The organism is Ruegeria sp. AK11, assembly GCF_056541095.1.
The window spans coordinates 348600-366177 of sequence record NZ_JBQFXU010000001.1; the positions used below are offsets into that span (position 1 = coordinate 348600).

19 protein-coding genes are annotated in these 17578 nt (G+C 56.5%); 11 read left to right on the forward strand and 8 right to left on the reverse strand.

Annotation, left to right across the window (positions count from 1 at the left end; all coding sequences use genetic code 11):
- Positions 1-2 precede the first annotated feature (2 nt).
- Genes ACR0D9_RS01790 through ACR0D9_RS01800 form a run of 3 tightly spaced genes read left to right on the forward strand, consistent with a single transcriptional unit; the run spans position 3 to position 3902 of the window.
- Positions 3-1151, forward strand: coding sequence for a carbohydrate ABC transporter permease (locus tag ACR0D9_RS01790; protein WP_480489052.1), 1149 nt, complete (start codon positions 3-5; stop codon positions 1149-1151).
- Positions 1152-1160: 9 nt separating this feature from the next.
- The gene (locus ACR0D9_RS01795; RefSeq protein ID WP_480495820.1) at positions 1161-2816 is read left to right on the forward strand and encodes an alpha-amylase family glycosyl hydrolase; all 1656 of its coding nucleotides are present in this window, start codon (positions 1161-1163) and stop codon (positions 2814-2816) included.
- A 3-nt stretch (positions 2817-2819) separates the two neighbouring features.
- Positions 2820-3902, forward strand: coding sequence for an ABC transporter ATP-binding protein (locus ACR0D9_RS01800; protein WP_480509102.1), 1083 nt, complete (start codon positions 2820-2822; stop codon positions 3900-3902).
- 443 nt (positions 3903-4345) lie between these two features.
- Here the strand turns inward: ACR0D9_RS01800 and ACR0D9_RS01805 are convergent, their stop codons facing one another.
- From ACR0D9_RS01805 to ACR0D9_RS01815, 3 genes are all read right to left on the reverse strand, one after another.
- Complete coding sequence (locus ACR0D9_RS01805; protein ID WP_480537490.1) at positions 4346-4978, reverse strand: tyrosine-type recombinase/integrase; 633 nt, start codon at positions 4976-4978, stop codon at positions 4346-4348.
- A gap of 150 nt (positions 4979-5128) precedes the next feature.
- Entirely contained in the window at positions 5129-5380 is a 252-nt protein-coding gene (locus ACR0D9_RS01810) for a DUF6552 family protein (RefSeq protein WP_480508603.1), read from the reverse strand.
- Positions 5370-6074, reverse strand: coding sequence for an SDR family oxidoreductase (locus tag ACR0D9_RS01815; protein ID WP_480537491.1), 705 nt, complete (start codon positions 6072-6074; stop codon positions 5370-5372). The genes ACR0D9_RS01810 and ACR0D9_RS01815 overlap by 11 nt, the downstream gene beginning before the upstream one ends.
- 98 nt (positions 6075-6172) lie before the next feature.
- Between ACR0D9_RS01815 and ACR0D9_RS01820 the strand changes: the two genes are divergently transcribed.
- A complete protein-coding gene (locus ACR0D9_RS01820; protein WP_480537492.1) occupies positions 6173-7051 on the forward strand; it encodes a LysR substrate-binding domain-containing protein in 879 nt (292 codons plus the stop codon).
- Between the two features lie 196 nt (positions 7052-7247).
- On the opposite strand, the gene ACR0D9_RS01825 is transcribed toward ACR0D9_RS01820, so the two are convergent.
- Positions 7248-8012: an AraC family transcriptional regulator gene (locus ACR0D9_RS01825; protein ID WP_480473210.1), complete on the reverse strand. Its 765-nt coding sequence runs from the start codon at positions 8010-8012 to the stop codon at positions 7248-7250.
- A gap of 119 nt (positions 8013-8131) precedes the next feature.
- On the opposite strand from ACR0D9_RS01825, the gene ACR0D9_RS01830 reads away from it, so the two are divergent.
- From ACR0D9_RS01830 to ACR0D9_RS01850, 5 genes are all read left to right on the forward strand, one after another.
- Positions 8132-9382, forward strand: coding sequence for an MFS transporter (locus ACR0D9_RS01830; RefSeq protein WP_480537493.1), 1251 nt, complete (start codon positions 8132-8134; stop codon positions 9380-9382).
- A 71-nt stretch (positions 9383-9453) separates the two neighbouring features.
- Complete coding sequence (locus tag ACR0D9_RS01835; protein WP_480508611.1) at positions 9454-9870, forward strand: VOC family protein; 417 nt, start codon at positions 9454-9456, stop codon at positions 9868-9870.
- Positions 9871-10098: 228 nt separating this feature from the next.
- The gene (locus tag ACR0D9_RS01840) at positions 10099-10668 is read left to right on the forward strand and encodes a DUF2087 domain-containing protein (RefSeq protein WP_480537494.1); all 570 of its coding nucleotides are present in this window, start codon (positions 10099-10101) and stop codon (positions 10666-10668) included.
- Positions 10661-11041 (forward strand): GFA family protein, encoded by a 381-nt coding sequence (locus tag ACR0D9_RS01845; RefSeq protein WP_480508607.1) that lies wholly within the window; start codon positions 10661-10663, stop codon positions 11039-11041. The genes ACR0D9_RS01840 and ACR0D9_RS01845 overlap by 8 nt, the downstream gene beginning before the upstream one ends.
- 31 nt (positions 11042-11072) lie before the next feature.
- A complete protein-coding gene (locus ACR0D9_RS01850; protein WP_480537495.1) occupies positions 11073-11609 on the forward strand; it encodes an AAA family ATPase in 537 nt (178 codons plus the stop codon).
- A gap of 185 nt (positions 11610-11794) precedes the next feature.
- Here ACR0D9_RS01850 and ACR0D9_RS01855 read toward each other — a convergent pair whose 3' ends face one another.
- Positions 11795-12724, reverse strand: coding sequence for a LysR family transcriptional regulator (locus tag ACR0D9_RS01855; protein WP_170367323.1), 930 nt, complete (start codon positions 12722-12724; stop codon positions 11795-11797).
- 90 nt (positions 12725-12814) lie between these two features.
- On the opposite strand from ACR0D9_RS01855, the gene ACR0D9_RS01860 reads away from it, so the two are divergent.
- Both ACR0D9_RS01860 and ACR0D9_RS01865 read left to right on the forward strand, forming a co-directional pair.
- Positions 12815-13543 (forward strand): pirin family protein, encoded by a 729-nt coding sequence (locus ACR0D9_RS01860; protein ID WP_480537496.1) that lies wholly within the window; start codon positions 12815-12817, stop codon positions 13541-13543.
- 18 nt (positions 13544-13561) lie between these two features.
- Complete coding sequence (locus tag ACR0D9_RS01865) at positions 13562-14152, forward strand: isochorismatase family protein (RefSeq protein WP_480537497.1); 591 nt, start codon at positions 13562-13564, stop codon at positions 14150-14152.
- A gap of 256 nt (positions 14153-14408) precedes the next feature.
- Here ACR0D9_RS01865 and ACR0D9_RS01870 read toward each other — a convergent pair whose 3' ends face one another.
- From ACR0D9_RS01870 to ACR0D9_RS01880, 3 genes are all read right to left on the reverse strand, one after another.
- Positions 14409-15833, reverse strand: coding sequence for a pyridoxal phosphate-dependent decarboxylase family protein (locus ACR0D9_RS01870; protein ID WP_480537498.1), 1425 nt, complete (start codon positions 15831-15833; stop codon positions 14409-14411).
- Between the two features lie 392 nt (positions 15834-16225).
- Positions 16226-17101: a penicillin-binding transpeptidase domain-containing protein gene (locus ACR0D9_RS01875; protein ID WP_480537499.1), complete on the reverse strand. Its 876-nt coding sequence runs from the start codon at positions 17099-17101 to the stop codon at positions 16226-16228.
- A gap of 7 nt (positions 17102-17108) precedes the next feature.
- On the reverse strand, positions 17109-17567 hold the full coding sequence (locus ACR0D9_RS01880) for an SRPBCC family protein (protein ID WP_170797358.1): 459 nt from the start codon (positions 17565-17567) through the stop codon (positions 17109-17111).
- Positions 17568-17578: the final 11 nt, after the last annotated feature.

Genomic DNA, 17578 nt, shown 5'->3' on the forward strand with positions numbered 1-17578 from the left:
GGATGAGCGATATTGCAGGAACCAAACCCGCCCTTAGATGGATCGTCCAGGCCTCGGTCCTCTTTCTCGTGGTGCTTTGGGTAATACCGACACTGGGATTGTTGATCTCATCCTTTCGCACGGCTGACCAGATCGCGACCAGTGGCTGGTGGAAATCCCTGTTCCCGTCCGAACAAAACCTGACGCTACGCACGGCCGTGCCCAATACGCAAATTCTGAAAAACGGGACGTATGTGATTGAAGGGAACCTGTTCGACGAAGGGCAGAAAGCTACGATCTCAAAGTGGGGTGTCAGCTCCCGCGCGGTGGATGCGTATGAACCCGGTCAGACAGCGGAATTGCGTCGTGGCGGGACTATCACGGTCGATGCAAACGGGAACTACAAAGCGGAAAATGAAGAGGAGTTTACTGGCAGCCGCGGCCCGCGTGTTTTCGTAAGTGCAGAACTTCCACCCGAGTTCACGTTGGACAATTACCACAAGGTTCTCTTGGCCGAGAACAGCACCGACAGTATGGGTCGGGCGTTCTTTAATACTCTCACAGTGACCATTCCTGCCACGATCATCCCTATCCTGGTTGCGGCGTTCGCCGCTTATGCGTTGGCCTGGATGGAGTTCCCGGGCCGCGCGTTGCTGATCGCAGCTATTGTCGGGCTTTTGGTTGTTCCGCTTCAGCTCGCACTGATCCCTTTGCTGAAATTCCATCTTAATATTGGGATCGGCAAAGGGTATCTGGGTGTCTGGATGGCCCACACTGGCTTTGGAATGCCGCTGGCGATTTACCTTCTTCGCAGCTACATGGCCGGTCTGCCACGTGATTTGATCGAGAACGCGCGGGTCGACGGGGCGTCTGAGTTCCAGATATTTACGAAACTGATCCTTCCACTCAGCTTCCCGGCGCTGGCGTCTTTCGCGATCCTGCAGTTCCTGTGGACCTGGAACGACCTTCTGGTGGCCAAAGTCTTCCTGATTGATGCATCAGGTCAAACCACCGTCATGACCAATCGAATTGTCGAACTGCTGGGTACAAGAGGGGGCAACTGGGAAATCCTCGCCACCGCTGCGTTTGTTTCGATCATTGTTCCACTGATTGTTTTCTTCGCAATGCAAAAATACCTGGTCCGTGGCCTGCTGGCCGGATCCGTCAAATAGAGGCGTCTGATGAACGTGCAGAACACTGTAGAACTTTCCAAATCAACCAAAGCAAAGTCAGAGTGGTGGCGCGGTGGCGTGATCTATCAGATCTATCCGCGCAGCTTTCAGGACAGCAATGGTGATGGGATCGGTGACTTGAAAGGGATCACCCAACGTCTGGATTACATTGCGGATCTGGGGGTCGATGCGATCTGGATCTCGCCCTTCTTCAAATCTCCGATGAAGGATTTCGGCTACGACGTCAGCGATTATCGCGATGTGGATCCTATGTTCGGCTCGTTGGAAGATTTCCGCGAGTTACTCGATCAGGCCCATGACAAGGGTCTGAAAGTGATGATCGATTTGGTGCTGTCACACACATCTGATCAGCACCCTTGGTTCGGTGAGAGCCGCGCCGATTGGGACAACCCGAAATCCGACTGGTATGTTTGGGCCGACCCTAAACCGGACGGCACACCGCCCAATAACTGGTTGTCTATCTTTGGCGGTTCAGCGTGGCAGTGGGAGCCTCGTCGCCTGCAATATTTTCTGCATAACTTTCTGAGTTCGCAGCCAGACCTGAACTTTCACTGTAACGAAGTGCAAAACGCACTGCTGGATGTGGCTCGGTTCTGGCTGGACATGGGCGTGGATGGTTTTCGCCTGGACACGATCAACTTTTATTTCCACGACAAACATTTGCGGGACAATCCGGCCCTTCCGGTCGAAGAACGTAATGCATCAATTGCGCCTGCGGTGAACCCCTATAACCACCAGGATCACCTTTATTCCAAAAGTCAGCCCGAGAATATCGCCTTCCTCGAAAGGTTGCGCGCGCTGACCGACGAATATGAAGGCCGTGCCTGTTTGGGTGAAGTCGGTGATGCACAGCGCGGGCTGGAAATCATTGGTCAGTACACCTCGGGCGATCAACGAATGCATATGTGCTATGCCTTCGAGTTTCTGGAAAAGCGTGCGTTGACCGCGCCTTATGCAAAGCAGGTCTTTGATCAGCTCGAGGAAAAGGCAGGCGACGCATGGCCATGCTGGGCGTTCTCGAACCATGATGTTGAACGTCATGCCTCGCGCTGGGACCTAAACGATGCGGCCATTCGCCAGCACGCGGTTCTGATGATGTGTCTGCGCGGCTCTGCCTGTTTGTATCAGGGAGAGGAACTGGGCTTGCTCGAGGCAGATGTTCCGTTCGAGAAACTGCAAGACCCCTATGGCATCGAGTTCTGGCCCGAGTTCAAGGGTCGCGACGGATGTCGCACGCCAATGGTTTGGGCGACGCAGGACGAACATTCAGGCTTTAGCACCGGTGAGCCGTGGTTGCCTGTTAGTATGGCCCAAACGGAAAGAGCCGTTGACCGGCTCGAGGCGAACGACCAATCGATGCTGCACCATTATCGCCGCGCAATCGCCTTGCGCCGCGTCCACCCAGCACTAACTACGGGTGCGCAGTCCAACATGAAACAGGTTGGACCTGTGCTGACTTTCCAGCGTGAGGATGCGTCTGAAGCGGTGTTTTGTGCTTTCAACCTTGGAACGGAAGCTCAGCGGGTCGACTTGCCCTTGGGTGATTGGCGGGTCATCGGGCGGGAACTCGGCGGTAGCGACGGTGCAGGAAGCGTTACGCTGCACCCCGCACAGTTTTGTCTGATGGCTAAGGTTAAGGGGTAAACCATGTCAGAACTCAAACTTACGGATGTCGCGAAATCCTATGGTCCGGTCGATGTTCTGAAACATATCGATCTGGATATCGCAAAGGGCGAGTTGATCGTCTTTGTCGGTCCATCGGGTTGCGGAAAATCAACCTTGTTGCGAATGATTGCCGGGCTGGAAAAGATCACCGGCGGCACCTTGGAGATCGAAGGGCAGGTCATGAATGATGTGCCGCCCGCCCAAAGGGGCATTGCCATGGTGTTTCAGTCCTATGCGCTCTACCCACATTTGACCGTGCGCGAGAACATGGCATTTGCACTGAAGATCGCCAAGATGCCTGCTGCCGAGATCGATGCCGCCGTTGAACGCGCGGCCCAGACCCTTCAACTGGATCCGCTCTTGGATCGTCTGCCCAAGGCTCTGTCCGGAGGGCAACGCCAGCGCGTCGCTATCGGGCGCGCCATCGTGCGAGACCCCAAGGTCTATTTGTTCGACGAACCGCTTTCGAACCTCGATGCTGCGTTGCGCGTTGCAACCCGGATCGAGATTGCGCGCCTGAAAGAGGCGATGCCCGAAAGCACAATGATCTACGTGACCCACGATCAGGTTGAGGCGATGACGCTGGCCAGCCGGATCGTCGTTCTTGCCAACAAAGGCATCGCGCAGGTTGGTACGCCACTGGAACTGTACGAAACGCCGGATAACGAGTTTGTGGCGCAGTTCATCGGATCGCCCTCTATGAATCTGCTGTCTGGCAATATTTCCAAAACCGGGGATTTGACAGAGGTCACACTTGATGCGGGCGGAAAAGCCGTTTCATCCATTTCGACCACGCCCGAACAAATGGGTTTGCAGGTCAATATCGGCGTACGACCTGAGGATTTCGTTGCCGACGCCGCCGCTGGGTTTCTGGACGGCACTGTCGATTTTGTCGAAGCCCTGGGTGAAGTGACCTTGCTGTATTTTGCCAGCAGGCCGGGGGCTGAGAATATCGTCGCCAAGTTTCCTGGCGTTGAACGAAACCGACGTGGGAAAGCTGTCAAATTGAATGCGGACCCGAGCAAAGTGCATCTGTTTCACAATGGTTTGTCAATGCGGAAATGATGAGGGCTTTGTCGCGAACTTTTGGCTAGGAAGTCTTGGTGTTAATGGCGTTTCGGACTTTGATCGAGGCAGACAGTAACAATTTCATTCAAAGGCGCTCATTTCCCAAGGGACGTGATACTACACGCAGTGTTCTTCGATCTTCGTTACCCAGTGTCCTAGGATCTATTGCAAAGTTTCTTACTGAACGAAGAGTTGGTACCGAACCCTCTGCTTGTGCCGCCAATGCCGCAACTTGGCGAAACGGACAGATTCCGGGCGTAAGCTGACCTTTGCGGATCATGTGCGTCACTTCGCTGCTCACTTTGCCCGCAAGGCAGACGTCGGACAACTCGTCGATCTCGCAGATTAAGCGAATGGCCGGTTCGTTGAAGCTGCACCGCAGCGTGGCCAGAGGCGATGAATGACCAGTTTGGGCCGCCCGCGTAGGCGACCCAACTGCACTAGATTTCAATGGCTTCAGCGATGGCCAAGGCATCCTCGAGTTCGACACCGAGGTATCGGACCGTACTGTCCATCTTCGTGTGGCCCAGAAGGAGCTGAACCGCGCGAAGGTTTCCGGTCTTCTTGTAGATCTGAGTGACCTTGGTTCTACGCATCGAATGCGTGCCATAGGCGCTTGCCTCCAGACCAATCGACGTGACCCAGTCGCGGACGATTCGAGCATACTGACGGGTCGAGATGTGCAGCCGCTCATGGAAGCGGCCCGGCCAAAGGTACTCGGAGCCGATCATCACCTCGTCTTCAATCCACTTCTCGACCGAGGCGCGAGTCCCTTCGGATATCTCAAATCGCACAGGTTTCTGTGTTTTGCTCTGTAAGACCGACGCCCGTTCCTTGATCTGACCTGTCGCCATAACATCAACGACTTTCATCTTCACCAGGTCGCAACCGCGGAGCTTGCTATCGATCGCCATATTGAACAGTGCCAGATCGCGATGGTTCTCAGCGAGTTCGAGCCTAACCCGGATCGCCCAGACGTGTTTTGGCTTCAGGGGGCGCTTTTGACCAACAATACGTCCTTTGTTCCAGGCGGGACGAAGCGCACGAATGGCAGGTAAGTTTGGTGTTTCCATGACTGATCCTCCGATCCGCCATGCCCTCCCACAACGACAACCCGACGTTGACCGAGGCAACATATCACAGGATGCTGCGCCGCATTCGAGGTCTGGAACGAGCCCTCTTTGACCGATGCTGCAAGACGCACTAATGACCGCTCTTTTGTGTCAGCCGCTTGCCATACCTGCAATCATTGCGCCTAGCGCGACAAGGTGGACCAGCATGAGCGCCTTGTCATTCCATAGAGCGCCGACGGCGAACCAACCCACGACTCCGACAAGAAACAGGTAGAGGTTCCATGGTGTCCAGCCAAACCCGGTCGCGGTGTATCCCATGATCTGAACTGCGGATGCGCCCCACTTGACCGCGAAGACAAGGCGCTCGCGCGATGACGCGAGCGCCAAGGTATCAGACTGCACGTGTCAATCCTCCGTCGAGACGCAAGTTTTGTCCTGTCATGTAGCCACCATGATTCGAGGCGAGCCACGAAATGAGAGAAGACACCTCCGAAGCGAAACCGTAGCGCCCCATGGGAATACGCGCTTTGCGGTCATCGGTTTCGGGCAGACTGTCTATGAATCCCGGAAGGACGTTGTTCATGCGAATGTTCTCGGACGCATATTTATCCGAATAGAGTTTCGTGAATGCAGCAAGCCCGGCCCGGAAGACCCCCGACGTTGGGAAAAGAGGGTCAGGTTCAAATGCCGCAAAGGTTGAGATGTTGATGATCGCCCCGCCGCGCTGCGCCTGCATTGTGGGTGTGACAAGCCTTGTCGGACGGATCACGTTCATCAGGTAGACTTCCATCCCTTGATGCCAATCGTCGTCGCTGATTTCGAGAACCGGTCCTTTCGGTCCGTGGCCAGCAGAGTTCACCAAGACATCGATACGGCCCCAACGATCCTTCGCACCCTCGACCAGAGCGTTCAGCGCTTCTCCATCAAGGTTAGAGCCAGTCACGCCAAAGCCGCCGAGTTCTCCGCCGAGCGCCTCACCCTTGCCGGACGAGGACAGGATGCCGACTTTGAACCCATCTTCTGCCAATTTGCGGGCTGCATCCGCGCCCATGCCGCTGCCGCCAGCCGTGATCAAAGCTACTTTTTCTACTGTCATGTCGAGTATCCTTTCTTGATTGAACCATACATGGTTATTTTTTTGGTGAAATTCGATTCAGAATTGATGTTGCATGACAGTAGAATTACTATTGAAAAATGACCGAACTTCCCCCGCTCAACAGTTTGCGTGCGTTCGATGCAGCCGGTCGCCGCCTCAGCTTCCGCTCAGCCGCCGATGAATTGGGCGTTACGCAAGGGGCCGTTGCACAACAGGTACGCCAGCTCGAAGCGCATCTTGATGTGGTCTTGTTTGAAAGGGTGCCGAAAGGCTTGGCTTTTACGCCAGTCGGGCGCAGCTATCACAACCGCATTGCCGGAGTGTTCGTAGACCTTCGAGCCGCAACTGCCGAACTGAAACCAGAGCCGAATAAAGTTCTTATCAGTGTCACACCGACCTTTGCTGCGAAATGGCTGATCCCCAACCTACCGGACTTCACCGCAGCGCACCCGGATATCGATTTGCGGATTATGGCGACCGAAAGAGTTTCCAGCTTCCACAGCGACGGGATAGACCTTGCAGTGCGCCAGGGATCGCCGCCATTTGGCGCATCGCTGGACGTAACGCTCTTGTTCAAGCAGTCGCTAATCGCTGTCGCCGCGCCAAAGTTTGCGGCCAAAGGTGAGGCTCATCTTGACCCAGAAAACCTCGCCAACCAGCCGAAGGTCCATGATACCCATGACCTATGGCCCAGCTATCTTGCGCATTTAGGCGTACGGGACCAGTCTCCTCGTCACCTTCGTCTGAGCCAAACCTCCCTTGCGGTCGATGCAGCAATCGCCGGGCAAGGTTTGGCGTTGGTAAGCCGGTTTCTGGTGGCTAATGACCTTGAAGCCCGACGTTTGATCGAGGTTGGTGCAGCTTGGGACGCGAGCGGAAATGATTTCTATGTCCTCATGCCACGAACCGCCAAAACCAATGAATCGGTCGTCAATGTCGTGACATGGCTAACGGCGCGCTCAGCCGAAGATGCCTGACTACATTGGAACCATGAGCGGTCATTCAAATCATTGGGACGAATGGCAGTAAGGTCCCGCAATCTGTGAGTTCGACGAGGCCCGGAATTCGCGCTTGCGGCGAATGTCCGGAAAGCGGGCTGCAACCGCAGAATTCAGGACTAAGGTCGAACGGCAGGATTGGGCCGCAGAAAACATCTGACCCTTTTGGTACAACCTACCGGCTCCTTAAAACCTCCCTCGGACTAACGCCTAGAGTTTGTCGGAACATATAGCTGAACGCGCTCATAGATTCGTATCCCATATCGAAGGCAACCGAGGTTACGCTCTTACCCGCCGCGAGCAGTGATACGGCATGCAAGACCCGTGCATGGCGCAACCATTTCGACGGTGGCATGCCTGTTTCTGCGATGAACAGTCGTTCGACGGTCTTTCTGCTCGCGGAGACGCCTGACAACCAAGCTTCGACTGAGCGAATGCTGCCTGGGTCGTTGAGGGCATCACGCGCGACGCCGAGTAGCCGCGCATCTTTCGGCAAAACAAGTGAGAGCGACACGTCCTTCGCTGCGAGTAGCTCGTGTCGAAGCAAGGTCTGCAGCGCTGTGTTGTGCTTAACTGTTCGTGTACTTGTAGCTTCTGGCATCGCCGCAACAAACAATGCATCCAGAAGTGGTGTCATGGCCACGACCCGGCAATCTGGCCCAAGCCACTCTGCCTCTTCGCGATTGACATCGACATAGTGCATGACGTTGTTCGCCCCATAGCGCATCCAATGTTCTTTGTCCGGGGGAATCCAGATCGCCATAGCCGGGCTGAGCAGCAGGACCCGGTCCGGGGTTCCGACATACATCGACCCTGAGGCCGCGGAGATGAGTTGACCAAAATCGTGGGAATGCCAGTCGTAGCATTCGCCTGACGCTGGCTCAATCGTTTCCCCGAGATAGCGGGGTCGATCAGATGTTGTCAGCTTGCTGTCCTTCATTGACGAATCCTCGATAACAATCGTCTCCCTGTCGACAGACAGACATATCACCCTTCGCTAACAATCGCCAATCAGTCGGGCACCGTGCCTGAAGTTTCGCACTCAATGGGTTAGGCACTATGACAGAACGATCTCTGATGGCCTGGTTTGCCGCAGGACACTTCGCCATCGACTGGCCAATCGCAGCGCTATGGTTGATCGTGCCGGCCGCTGGCCTCCACATGGACCTTTCCCCCGCTGAGGTCGGTCTACTGTTCACGCTGCTCAGCGTTGGTGGTGCTTTGGCCTATCTGCCTGCGGGCCTCATCGCAGATCGGGTGTCGAGCCGGGGTCGTCTTCTTGTCGGTACCTTTTTCTGGGTCGTCGTGGGATATGCGCTCGCAGCAAAGGCGCTAGGATTTTGGAGCCTTGCGATCCTTCTGGCACTCGCTGGGATGGGCAACGCGGCCTGGCATCCGATTGCAACCGGAGTACTGACCGACGACAACAAGACAACGCGCGCCCGCGCTTTGGGAATACATGCGGTTGGAGGGTCTTTTGCGGAGGTGTTCGCGCCACTGTTGATCGGGTTGCTGTTATCGGTTGTGGATTGGCGCGTTGCTCTGGCGCTTTCGGTACTTCCAACCGCCTGTGTTGGCGTTTGTTTTTTGTGGATCGCGCGGGCGGTTCCCTTATCCGAAGCTTCGCGTATCAGTAGAAAGGAGCTATTGCTGCTTCTGAATACATGGCGCAGTCAAAGAGGGGTTCGCCTCGTTGCCATGGTCTCATTCAATAACATGGCACTGATTGGTCTGATGAGCATGATCCCGCTCTACTTGGCGACGGTTCACGCACTTACACCCGAAAAGATTGGGGTTATCTTTGCAGCTATGCTTGTGGCCGGGGCGCTCGCCCAGCCGTTGGTTGGATCAATTTCCGACAAGCTCGGCCGCTTTCCGGTACTCGCAACTGGAAACGGGTTTGCTGCCCTGGCTGTCGGTTTACTGGTGTTCGAGCCCCCGTTCTTGGTCATGATTGCAATCATGGCCTTTGGGGTTGCCTCGCTGGACGCAGTTCGAGCGACAATGCTGGCAGCCGCAGTTGATCACTCGGATCGCAACGAAAGTACGACGCTGGGTTTCGCGTTCACTTTGCTGGACGGGGTAGGCGCGTTTGGAGCGGTTTTGGCCGGGATCGTCGCTGGCATATCCTGGGGTGCCATGTTTGGCCTTTCTGCAGCGTTTGCCGGCGGTGCGGCCGTTCTTGCCATCGGCACTCTGCCCGCTTCAGCACGACCCAGTGATTTTCCATCAATTGATCCGCTTGGTAGAAATCGCATGACTATCGAAGAGGCTAAGGCCGAACATGCGCGGCGATACTGGTTTATATGATCAAATGCGCGAACCGCCGCGACTAAACGCGTCAAGCGACGAATGGGAACAAATCACAAGGATGCTTAACTATGATTGCCTACATCACAATAGGTGCCGATGACATGAAGAGCGCTGAACGCTTCTACTCCGCGTTTCTGCCAGATCTCGGATATCAGCTGGAACACTATCACGGTGACCTGAGCTATGCGCTTCCTACAAAGCCGGGGCAGGCGCCAAACCTCCCTGAGTTCTATGTCAAATCTCCTTTTGACGGGAAGCCCGCATCAACAGGAAATGGCACGATGGTCGCGTTCGAGGCGCGCAGCCAACAACAGGTTCGTGATCTTCATGCCGCTGCACTTGAGGCGGGTGGAAGAGACGATGGAGCGCCGGGCTTCAGAGAGGCCTACGGACCGAACTTTTTTGTCGGCTACCTGCGCGATCCTCAAGGCAACAAGATCGCGTTATTCTCCAGCGATCAGAGCGAACCAGGAAGAGACGGATGAAGGAAACTGTCTGGTTGGGCGGGCAATACAACGATGGCCTTGGCCTCGGTCGCATCATTTGCTATCTACTTTGCACGGTCGGCAGACACCGAGGCGTCGCTGCTCCTCTGGGAGAGCTAAACCTGCCAAACAGATCGAACGGCAAAGCAATCACTAACACAGTTGAGAGCGCCGCTTCGTTAAGCCAGCGACCGACGATCCAGCATTGGCGCTTGATGTGGAAGCCCCATGCCTAAAATCTCTCTGCCGTTACACGCGGACGACTTGACCGTGTTTGCGCGATCCCTCGCCAAGCAACTCGGTGACGTAAGCCCGCCGCACCTCGTGCTTATGAATATGGCTGCGCGTGCCGCAAATTTTCAAAATGTCCAACACATGCGTTCGGTCCACTCTGCTGGCCAAAGGCTTGCGCGCGCAACCAACGGGCAAACTGTTGATGCGAGAGCCGTAGAGCGCGCCTTGCATCAATTCGATTCCAATGGCTGTCTCGTTCGTTGGCCGTCCAAACGCAGTGTGCAAACGCTTGCTCTTTGGGCGCTCTGGGCAAGACTTCCGCCGGCACAGTCGATGATGGAGCAGGAAGTCAACGAGCGTCTGAATCTCGAACACGTGTTCAACGATCCAGCAACCCTGCGGCGAACAATGATTTCTGCCGGGCTTCTGACGCGCCGAAACGATGGCACCAACTACCGACGCGTCGAACAGGAGCCGCCAGCCGAAGCGAAAGCTCTCATTCAAGCACTGAATGTGCGGCGCCGGAACCGTGCGCCAAAAACAGAGGAGGTGGGCCATGCATAAAGGATCTTGTCTTTGTGGCGCCGTTAAGATCGTCGTCGAAGGTGACCTGCCTCGCCCCACGGCATGCCACTGCCAGCAATGTCGCAAGCATTCCGGTCATTTTGAGGCCTCCATCGACATTCCCCGGACGTCACTTCGGGTTGAAGGCGAGGATGCAGTGCGCTGGTACCAGTCTTCCAAAAAGGTGCGACGGGGCTTCTGCGGCACCTGTGGATCAACCCTGTTCTGGGATCCGATCCACCATGACTGGACGGCGGTGGCCATGGGCGTGTTCGATGGTCCAACGAATACGTCTCTGGCGATGCATATCTTTATGTCTGAGAAAGGGGACTACTACGAGATCGCAGACGGCCTTCCTCAGAACGAGCGGTAGCGCGACGCAGAATTGGTCTTGGGACAAAGTGATGGGACAAAAGCTGATTTTGCTGACAGGCTGTTCTGGTGGGGGAAAGTCAACTTTGCTTCAGGCCCTCGGCAAATGTGGGCACACTACGGTGCCAGAGCCTGGTCGACGGATCGTTGCAGATGAACTGGCCCGGGCGAGTCACGCTTTGCCGTGGGTGAACATGCACGCATTCGCCTTGCGAGCCGTTGAGGTTGCAAGGACAGACTTGCACGCAGCGTGTGAGTCAGAAGGTTGGGTCTTTTTTGATCGCGGCTTAGTTGATGCTGCGGTTGCCTTAGCGAGTTCTGGTGGACCGGACCTATCAGAAACACTCGGAACATCGCGGCAATACGCAAAGCATGTTTTCGTAGCCCCTCCATGGAAAGATCTTTTCACGCAGGACGCTGAACGCAGGCACGACTTCAGTGAAGCACTTCAGGAGCATCGCCGTATTGTGCGCGCATTAGATACCCTTGGCTACTTGAGAACGGAGCTGCCAAGAGTATCAGTGCAACAGCGCGTTGAATTCGTTCTGAGCATGTGTGCTGCAGCTTAAGCCAGTGGCCCGCTTCTAAGTCGTCATGCTCTCGACTTTGCACCCGCAGCGAACGGCGGCAGTACGGGCTGCGACCGCAGCATCGGAGCTGGGTGGTGAATGTCTCTTAAGGGCCGTTCCTATCGGCTGACTTGGAGGGAGGCAGGCCTAATCGTCACGGTGCCAAACCGAGCTTTGGTAAGCTGTTAGACTTTCTCGTATTGAAGCTCTGTCCCCAGGAAGCCGTTGTTGCCGCATGCATCCAGGATATGGCGCCGTACCGCCGCAACCTGGGGAGCAGCCAAACGTTCAGGACGGCAAAGCAAAGTCAGTGCCACTGGATCGGCAGACCAGTCAGGGATCAGGCGCACGAGATTGCCAGCTTGAATATGCACCTCTGTCAGTAAGGACGGGAGCAGTGCTGCTCCTTGCCCGGCAAGGACAGCTGCAAATGCAAGCTCCATCGAATTGACGCGCAGGCCGATCGTCGGCTCGATGATCTCCTGTTGCCCTTCCTTATTTCGAAACGCCCATTTGCCGGATTCTTGGGTGCGCAATACACAGGGCAACCTGGCCAAATCAGCAGGCCGAGAGAGACGGGGCATCCATTCTGCAAAGGCCGGGCTGGCAAGAGGCGCGCGCTGCGCGGACGGCAGGGCAGCCGAAATAAACCGCCTTTTATCTGCAGGGCCGGTTCTGAAGGACAGATCTATGTCCTCTGCCGCAAAATCCGATTTTGAATCATCGGCATGCAATTCAAGTTCGATAGCCGGGTAGCGGGACCGAAGGCCTGCCAGAAGCGGGACAAGCACGGTGCAAAGAAGACTGTTGGGTCCTGAGACTGACACCCGTCCTGCAATCTTCCCGCTTCGGACGAAGCCAAGCTGCGCCTCGGCCTCAAGCGCTACATCCACCGGGCCTGCGCAAATCTCGAAAATTCTGCGCCCTGCCGCGGTCGGGGCCACCGCCCGCCCAGACCGGTCCAGCAGGACCAGCCCCAATTCGGCTTCAAACAGCGCCAGCTTTTGGCTGATCGCCGACTTCGTGGTGTTCAGCTCCGCAGCTGCCGCGCTCATCGACCCGGCGCGCACAGTGGCCACCAGGGCCTTGGCGCAGGAATAGAATCTATCGTTCATAAATCCGAACAGTAGTTAACAAACAGATCATTTTCCAGAACGAATGAGTTCCCTAAATTCTATCTCAGCGAACAGGCCAGGAGATGAGAAATGCAGACGGAGATGGTCTATCACCCCGCCGCGACCCGTGAGTTCAAGGACTTCGGCTTCATGCAGGCGCATCTGTCGTTCAAGCCGCACCTTGCAGAAGGGCGCCGGCGGTTCGGCCCGCTGATCACAATTGACGACGGCACGCTTGCACCGGACGCCCAAGGCTTTGGCCTGCATCCGCACCGGGATGTCGAAGTCGTCACCTTCATGGTGAGCGGAGAGGTTTCGCATATCGATCCGGTGGTGCCCGTTCACAACGGTACTGTGAATTCGAAAGGTCTTCAGGTGATCACCGCCGGTACAGGCATCCTGCACAACGAGGTGAACAACTCGCGGACGAAGCCAATGCGTGCGCTGCAAATCTGGTTCGAGCCGCGGGCCAGAGGCCTGGCGCCGACTTATTCCAGCAAGGAGCTGGAAACCTCGGACCACAGCAACCGGTTCCAGCTGGTGCTGTCGCCAGACGGCGCCGAGGACTCACTTGTCGTGCAGCAGGAGGTGCGCCTTAGTTACGGCAACTTCGACCGCCGCAGCGTGCTGAACTTCAGCCCGTCCAGCCCTGACCGCAGCCTCTACATCTTTATGATCGAAGGCGAGGCAACTGCTGCCGGCCGCGCCCTCAGGAAAGGGGATGGGCTGGGACTGCTCCGTGCCGGGGACGTGGCGGTTGAGGCTGCAGCCGGCGCTGAGCTCCTGATCTTCGAACTGCCCGCATCCGAAATCTCTTAACCAGGAAAGGACATCAACATGACCTCCAAAAAAGTGACCCCCGAAAACGCAGCCATTGTTCTGATCGACCATCAGGTTGGCACCATGAACTGGGCAAAGTCCGTTGACCGCGATCTGATCGAAGCCAACACACGGGCCCTGGCGCGGACGGCGGCGGCGCTTGGCATGCCGCTGGTGCTGACTTCCAGCATGGAAGACAACATGCAGGGGCCGCTGATGCCCGCGCTGGAAGAGATTGCCCCGGATGCCTTCGCCGCGCGGATCAAGCGCCTTGGCGTGGTGAACTGCTGGGATGACAGCGCCTTTGCCGCTGCCTGCCGCAACACCGGGCGCAGGCATTTCATCATGGCAGGCATAACCACTGACGTGTGTCTTGCCCCGCCTGCGATCAGTGCCGCCGAAGAGGGCTTTGCCGTGACCGCAGTGGTTGATGCTTCCGGGTCTCCCACTGCGCTGACGGATGAGATGGCGTTCCGCAAAATGGAGCGAGGCGGTGTCGAGCTCACCACAACCAGCGCGCTGCTTGCGGAACTTTCGGTCAATTGGGCCAGCGAGGCCGGACAGAAAATCATGCAGATCCTCGGCGAGGAAATCCTAAGCCGCGGATAGGCTCTCTGCCTCATTGAAAGTAATGCGAGAGCGGCCGCCTCATTCATGGGGCGGCCATTGAACTTCGCAGGTGTTGCCAACTTCGAGAAAAAGCTCCCGATCAGGCAAAAAAAGGAGCTTGAAAACGGCTGCAATGGGCCGGCTGCGAAGGGGTGCCAGGCGGGTCGAAGGGTTGCTCGCAGTGACACCGAATGGCCCATTCGAGCCCATTGAAGCTCATTAATGCCTGACTGCAGCAATAAAATTTCTGGCCAAATCAGAGAACGCCAGCAGCACAAAGACGATAAGCTTCAATGATCTCGGATGACAGAAGATCAGCATCCTCTTCCCTCATATCGTATCCGATTACAGAGGCTCGAATGATCTTCCGACCCGCCCATTCGCCGTGGGTAGGGTATACCTTTCCATTGTCTTGAACGCGCTGCAGGACCCGCATGGTCAGATCGTTGCCATCCGGCCCCTCGCCGCAGCAGATTGCGACCTGATTGCTGTGGATCTGGTTCAGAACTGTCAGGCCGGGCTCGTTCGAAACCGTTCGGGCAATTCGCTCCGCCAGGTGGCAATGGCGTGCTACCAGTTCGCAAACTCCCGTCCGGCCAAGGTGCCGAAGTATCGCATAGCTCGGGACACCTCTTGCACGTCGGGAGAGTTCCGGCGTTGAATCACTTGGTTCCCAATGCTCTGTTGTTTCCGGGAGATAGGCGCCGCGGGCAGACATTGACGCAACGAGCGGCGCCCGGTCGCGCACGATAACCATGCCAGCATCGAATGGAGCATTAAGCCACTTGTGCAGGTCAATCGCCCAACTGTCCGCTTCAGCAACCCCCTCCAACCGGTTTGCCAGTTCGGGTACAGCAGCGAGCCAGAGCCCGAAAGCACCATCCACATGAACCCAGCCGTTCCGCTCGCGCACCATTGGGATGAGCTCGGCAAACGGGTCGAAGGCGCCGGTGTTTATTTGACCTGCCTGCAGGATGACAAGCGGCGGGCTGCTGCAGCTGTCCAGGGCAGCCCGGAACGCATCCGGCTTTATCCTCCCTTCGCCGTCCGCTGTGACGATGTTTGTCCGGCCCGCGCCAAAGCCAGCATAACGCAGGGCAGCGAATGGGGCGGAATGCGCATCCTGCCCGATCAAAACGGGAATCTCGGGTGCCGAAAACAGCCCGTCAGCTTCAACATTCCACCCCTGGGCAGCCAGCAGCGCATTGCGTGCGGCCATGACGCCAACCATGTTTGCCACTGTGCCGCCGGTCACAAGACCGGCTCCGCTTTCGGGCGCCAGTGACAGCAACTCTATTACCCAGTTGCAAACAGCGCGCTCCATTCCGGTTATTGCAGGCGTTTCAAAAGATGAGCCCGCGTTCTGCCCCCAGGCTGATACCAGAATGTCGGCGGCTACACCGACGGGATGCGACGCGCCGAGGACATAGCCGAAGAAGGTCGGCCCCGCCATTTTGTGCAGACCGCCTTCAGAAAGTTGCACGATGTCCCCGATTACCTCACTTTCCGGCACCCCCGTTTCAGGAAGAGGGCCCAAAAAGCGGCTGGCAGCTTCACCAAGTCCCAAGACAGGCCGGGCCGGCCCATTTGGCAGTTCCTCGCGGTAGGTTTTGGCTGCCTTGAAGGCCGCCTCTAAAGCTTGCGCCTGCCCTTCACTCAGACCTCGCCGCACTCGTCCCATCTCAAATACCCGCTACCAGAATACTATCCGTGGGAAGGTAGCATGGATTGCACCGGAATGCCTTTGTTTACATGTGGCCAAAGAGCGTTTCGCACCGGCCGAGGCATTGGTTGGATAGAAATGCTGCATCTGGTTGCTAATGGCCGCTTTGGCGACCGCTGCATGCGGCGGCGGGTTGTGACGAATGTCGGCTAGGCGTGTCTGGATTGCCGCTTGGCTTTGCAATGGAAATTGAGCGCGAAGTATTGATCGCGCCTTGAACTCGATAGGTCCACTTTGTCCGCGATCCGAGAGTTCGAACCAGGTCAAATTTTGCGGCTGCAGCGAATGGCGGCAATGCGGGCTGCCGATGCGGCATCCGAGCGGTGCCCTGGATGTCGGCTCTGGGCCGTTCATTCGCAGTCAAAGGCCCCGATGTCTTGGAGAACACGGTACGTGACTGCCTTTCGCTTTGAGAGATATGTTGTGTCTGGCATATCCATGTTCAGAGCAAAGACATAATTATCGCTCGCGCATTCCAGCCAGCCGACGAACCATCCGATGTCCATATCCGTTTTGCTGTACCACCAACCGGTCTTGGAACGCATGGTCCAATCTGGATGGAAATCGCTTACCATGATGCTCCTGGCCGCCGCATAGGTAGTTTTAGACAGTGGCAACCGTTCCAGGGCAAGTTTCGACAGGAACGCAACTTGTTCCTGCGCCGAGATTGAAAGTGTTCCGTCCAGCCAATAGGTGGTGAGCTGGTCGATGGTGCCGACATCTGCATTTCCGCACTGGAAGCTCTTCAACCCGTGCGCCATCACAGCCTGTCCCCCGGCTCGGGCAATCTCCTGATAGACCCAAACCACCGAGTATTGGAACGCGGATTCGAGTGAATGGTCCTGGTTCCATGCGCGGTTACTTCGTGGAACACTGTCCCACTGAAACACAGTTTCGGGCGTCGCCAATCCATTTTCCAGCGCAATCAAGCTGTGTGGGATCTTGGACGTGGAGGCTGGCGAAAATTGCTGTTGGGCGCGGACAGGATTTGCGACCCAAAGCTGGCCATCAGACAGGCGTTTGATCACAATCGTCGTGCTTTCAATCTCGCCGCCTCCGGCAGTTACATTGAGCTCGACATATACTGCATCGGCTGCGAGCGGCGACGACAGCGCAATGGCAAGCCATCCGGCGGCATAAAGGCCCAGAAAAATAGCGGCCTTCAATTGGACTTTCACGCTTCTGCGGCGATCTGAGGCGGCCAAACTTAGTCCTTTCCAATTCACGCCCGGATTATCCTTGGTGAGGCTTGCCTTGCCCTGTGTCGAGGTATTGTTTGAGGCTGCCCAGAAAAAACATATCCCAGCCCGCCTCACAAACATCATAGCATAGCAAGTCGGGGGTGAGCCCTTGGTGCCGCATCTCAATTCTAGAGCCACCTTCTTGTTCGGTGATTTGCCACAGCACCTTGGTGTTGAGCCACTCGGTTTCAATCTCTTTGGGTTGGCCCTCGTGGATGTGTAGGGCATCGACGCAGGTCCATTCGACATGTGTTGGTTGGTCAGTGCTGGTCAACTCGAACGTCCAATAGGACACGCCGGGTGGGAAGGTGAATTTAGCGCGGTCCCCGATGTTGTTCAGCGGCTGATCGGGTCGGGTCCACCAATGTGCGACACCCCTAGTTACCGCGTCGAATGCAGTGGAGGCGGATGCCTTGACGTCTATGGACTTTGTATAGCTTGGTGCGGTCATCTTGGTTGTCC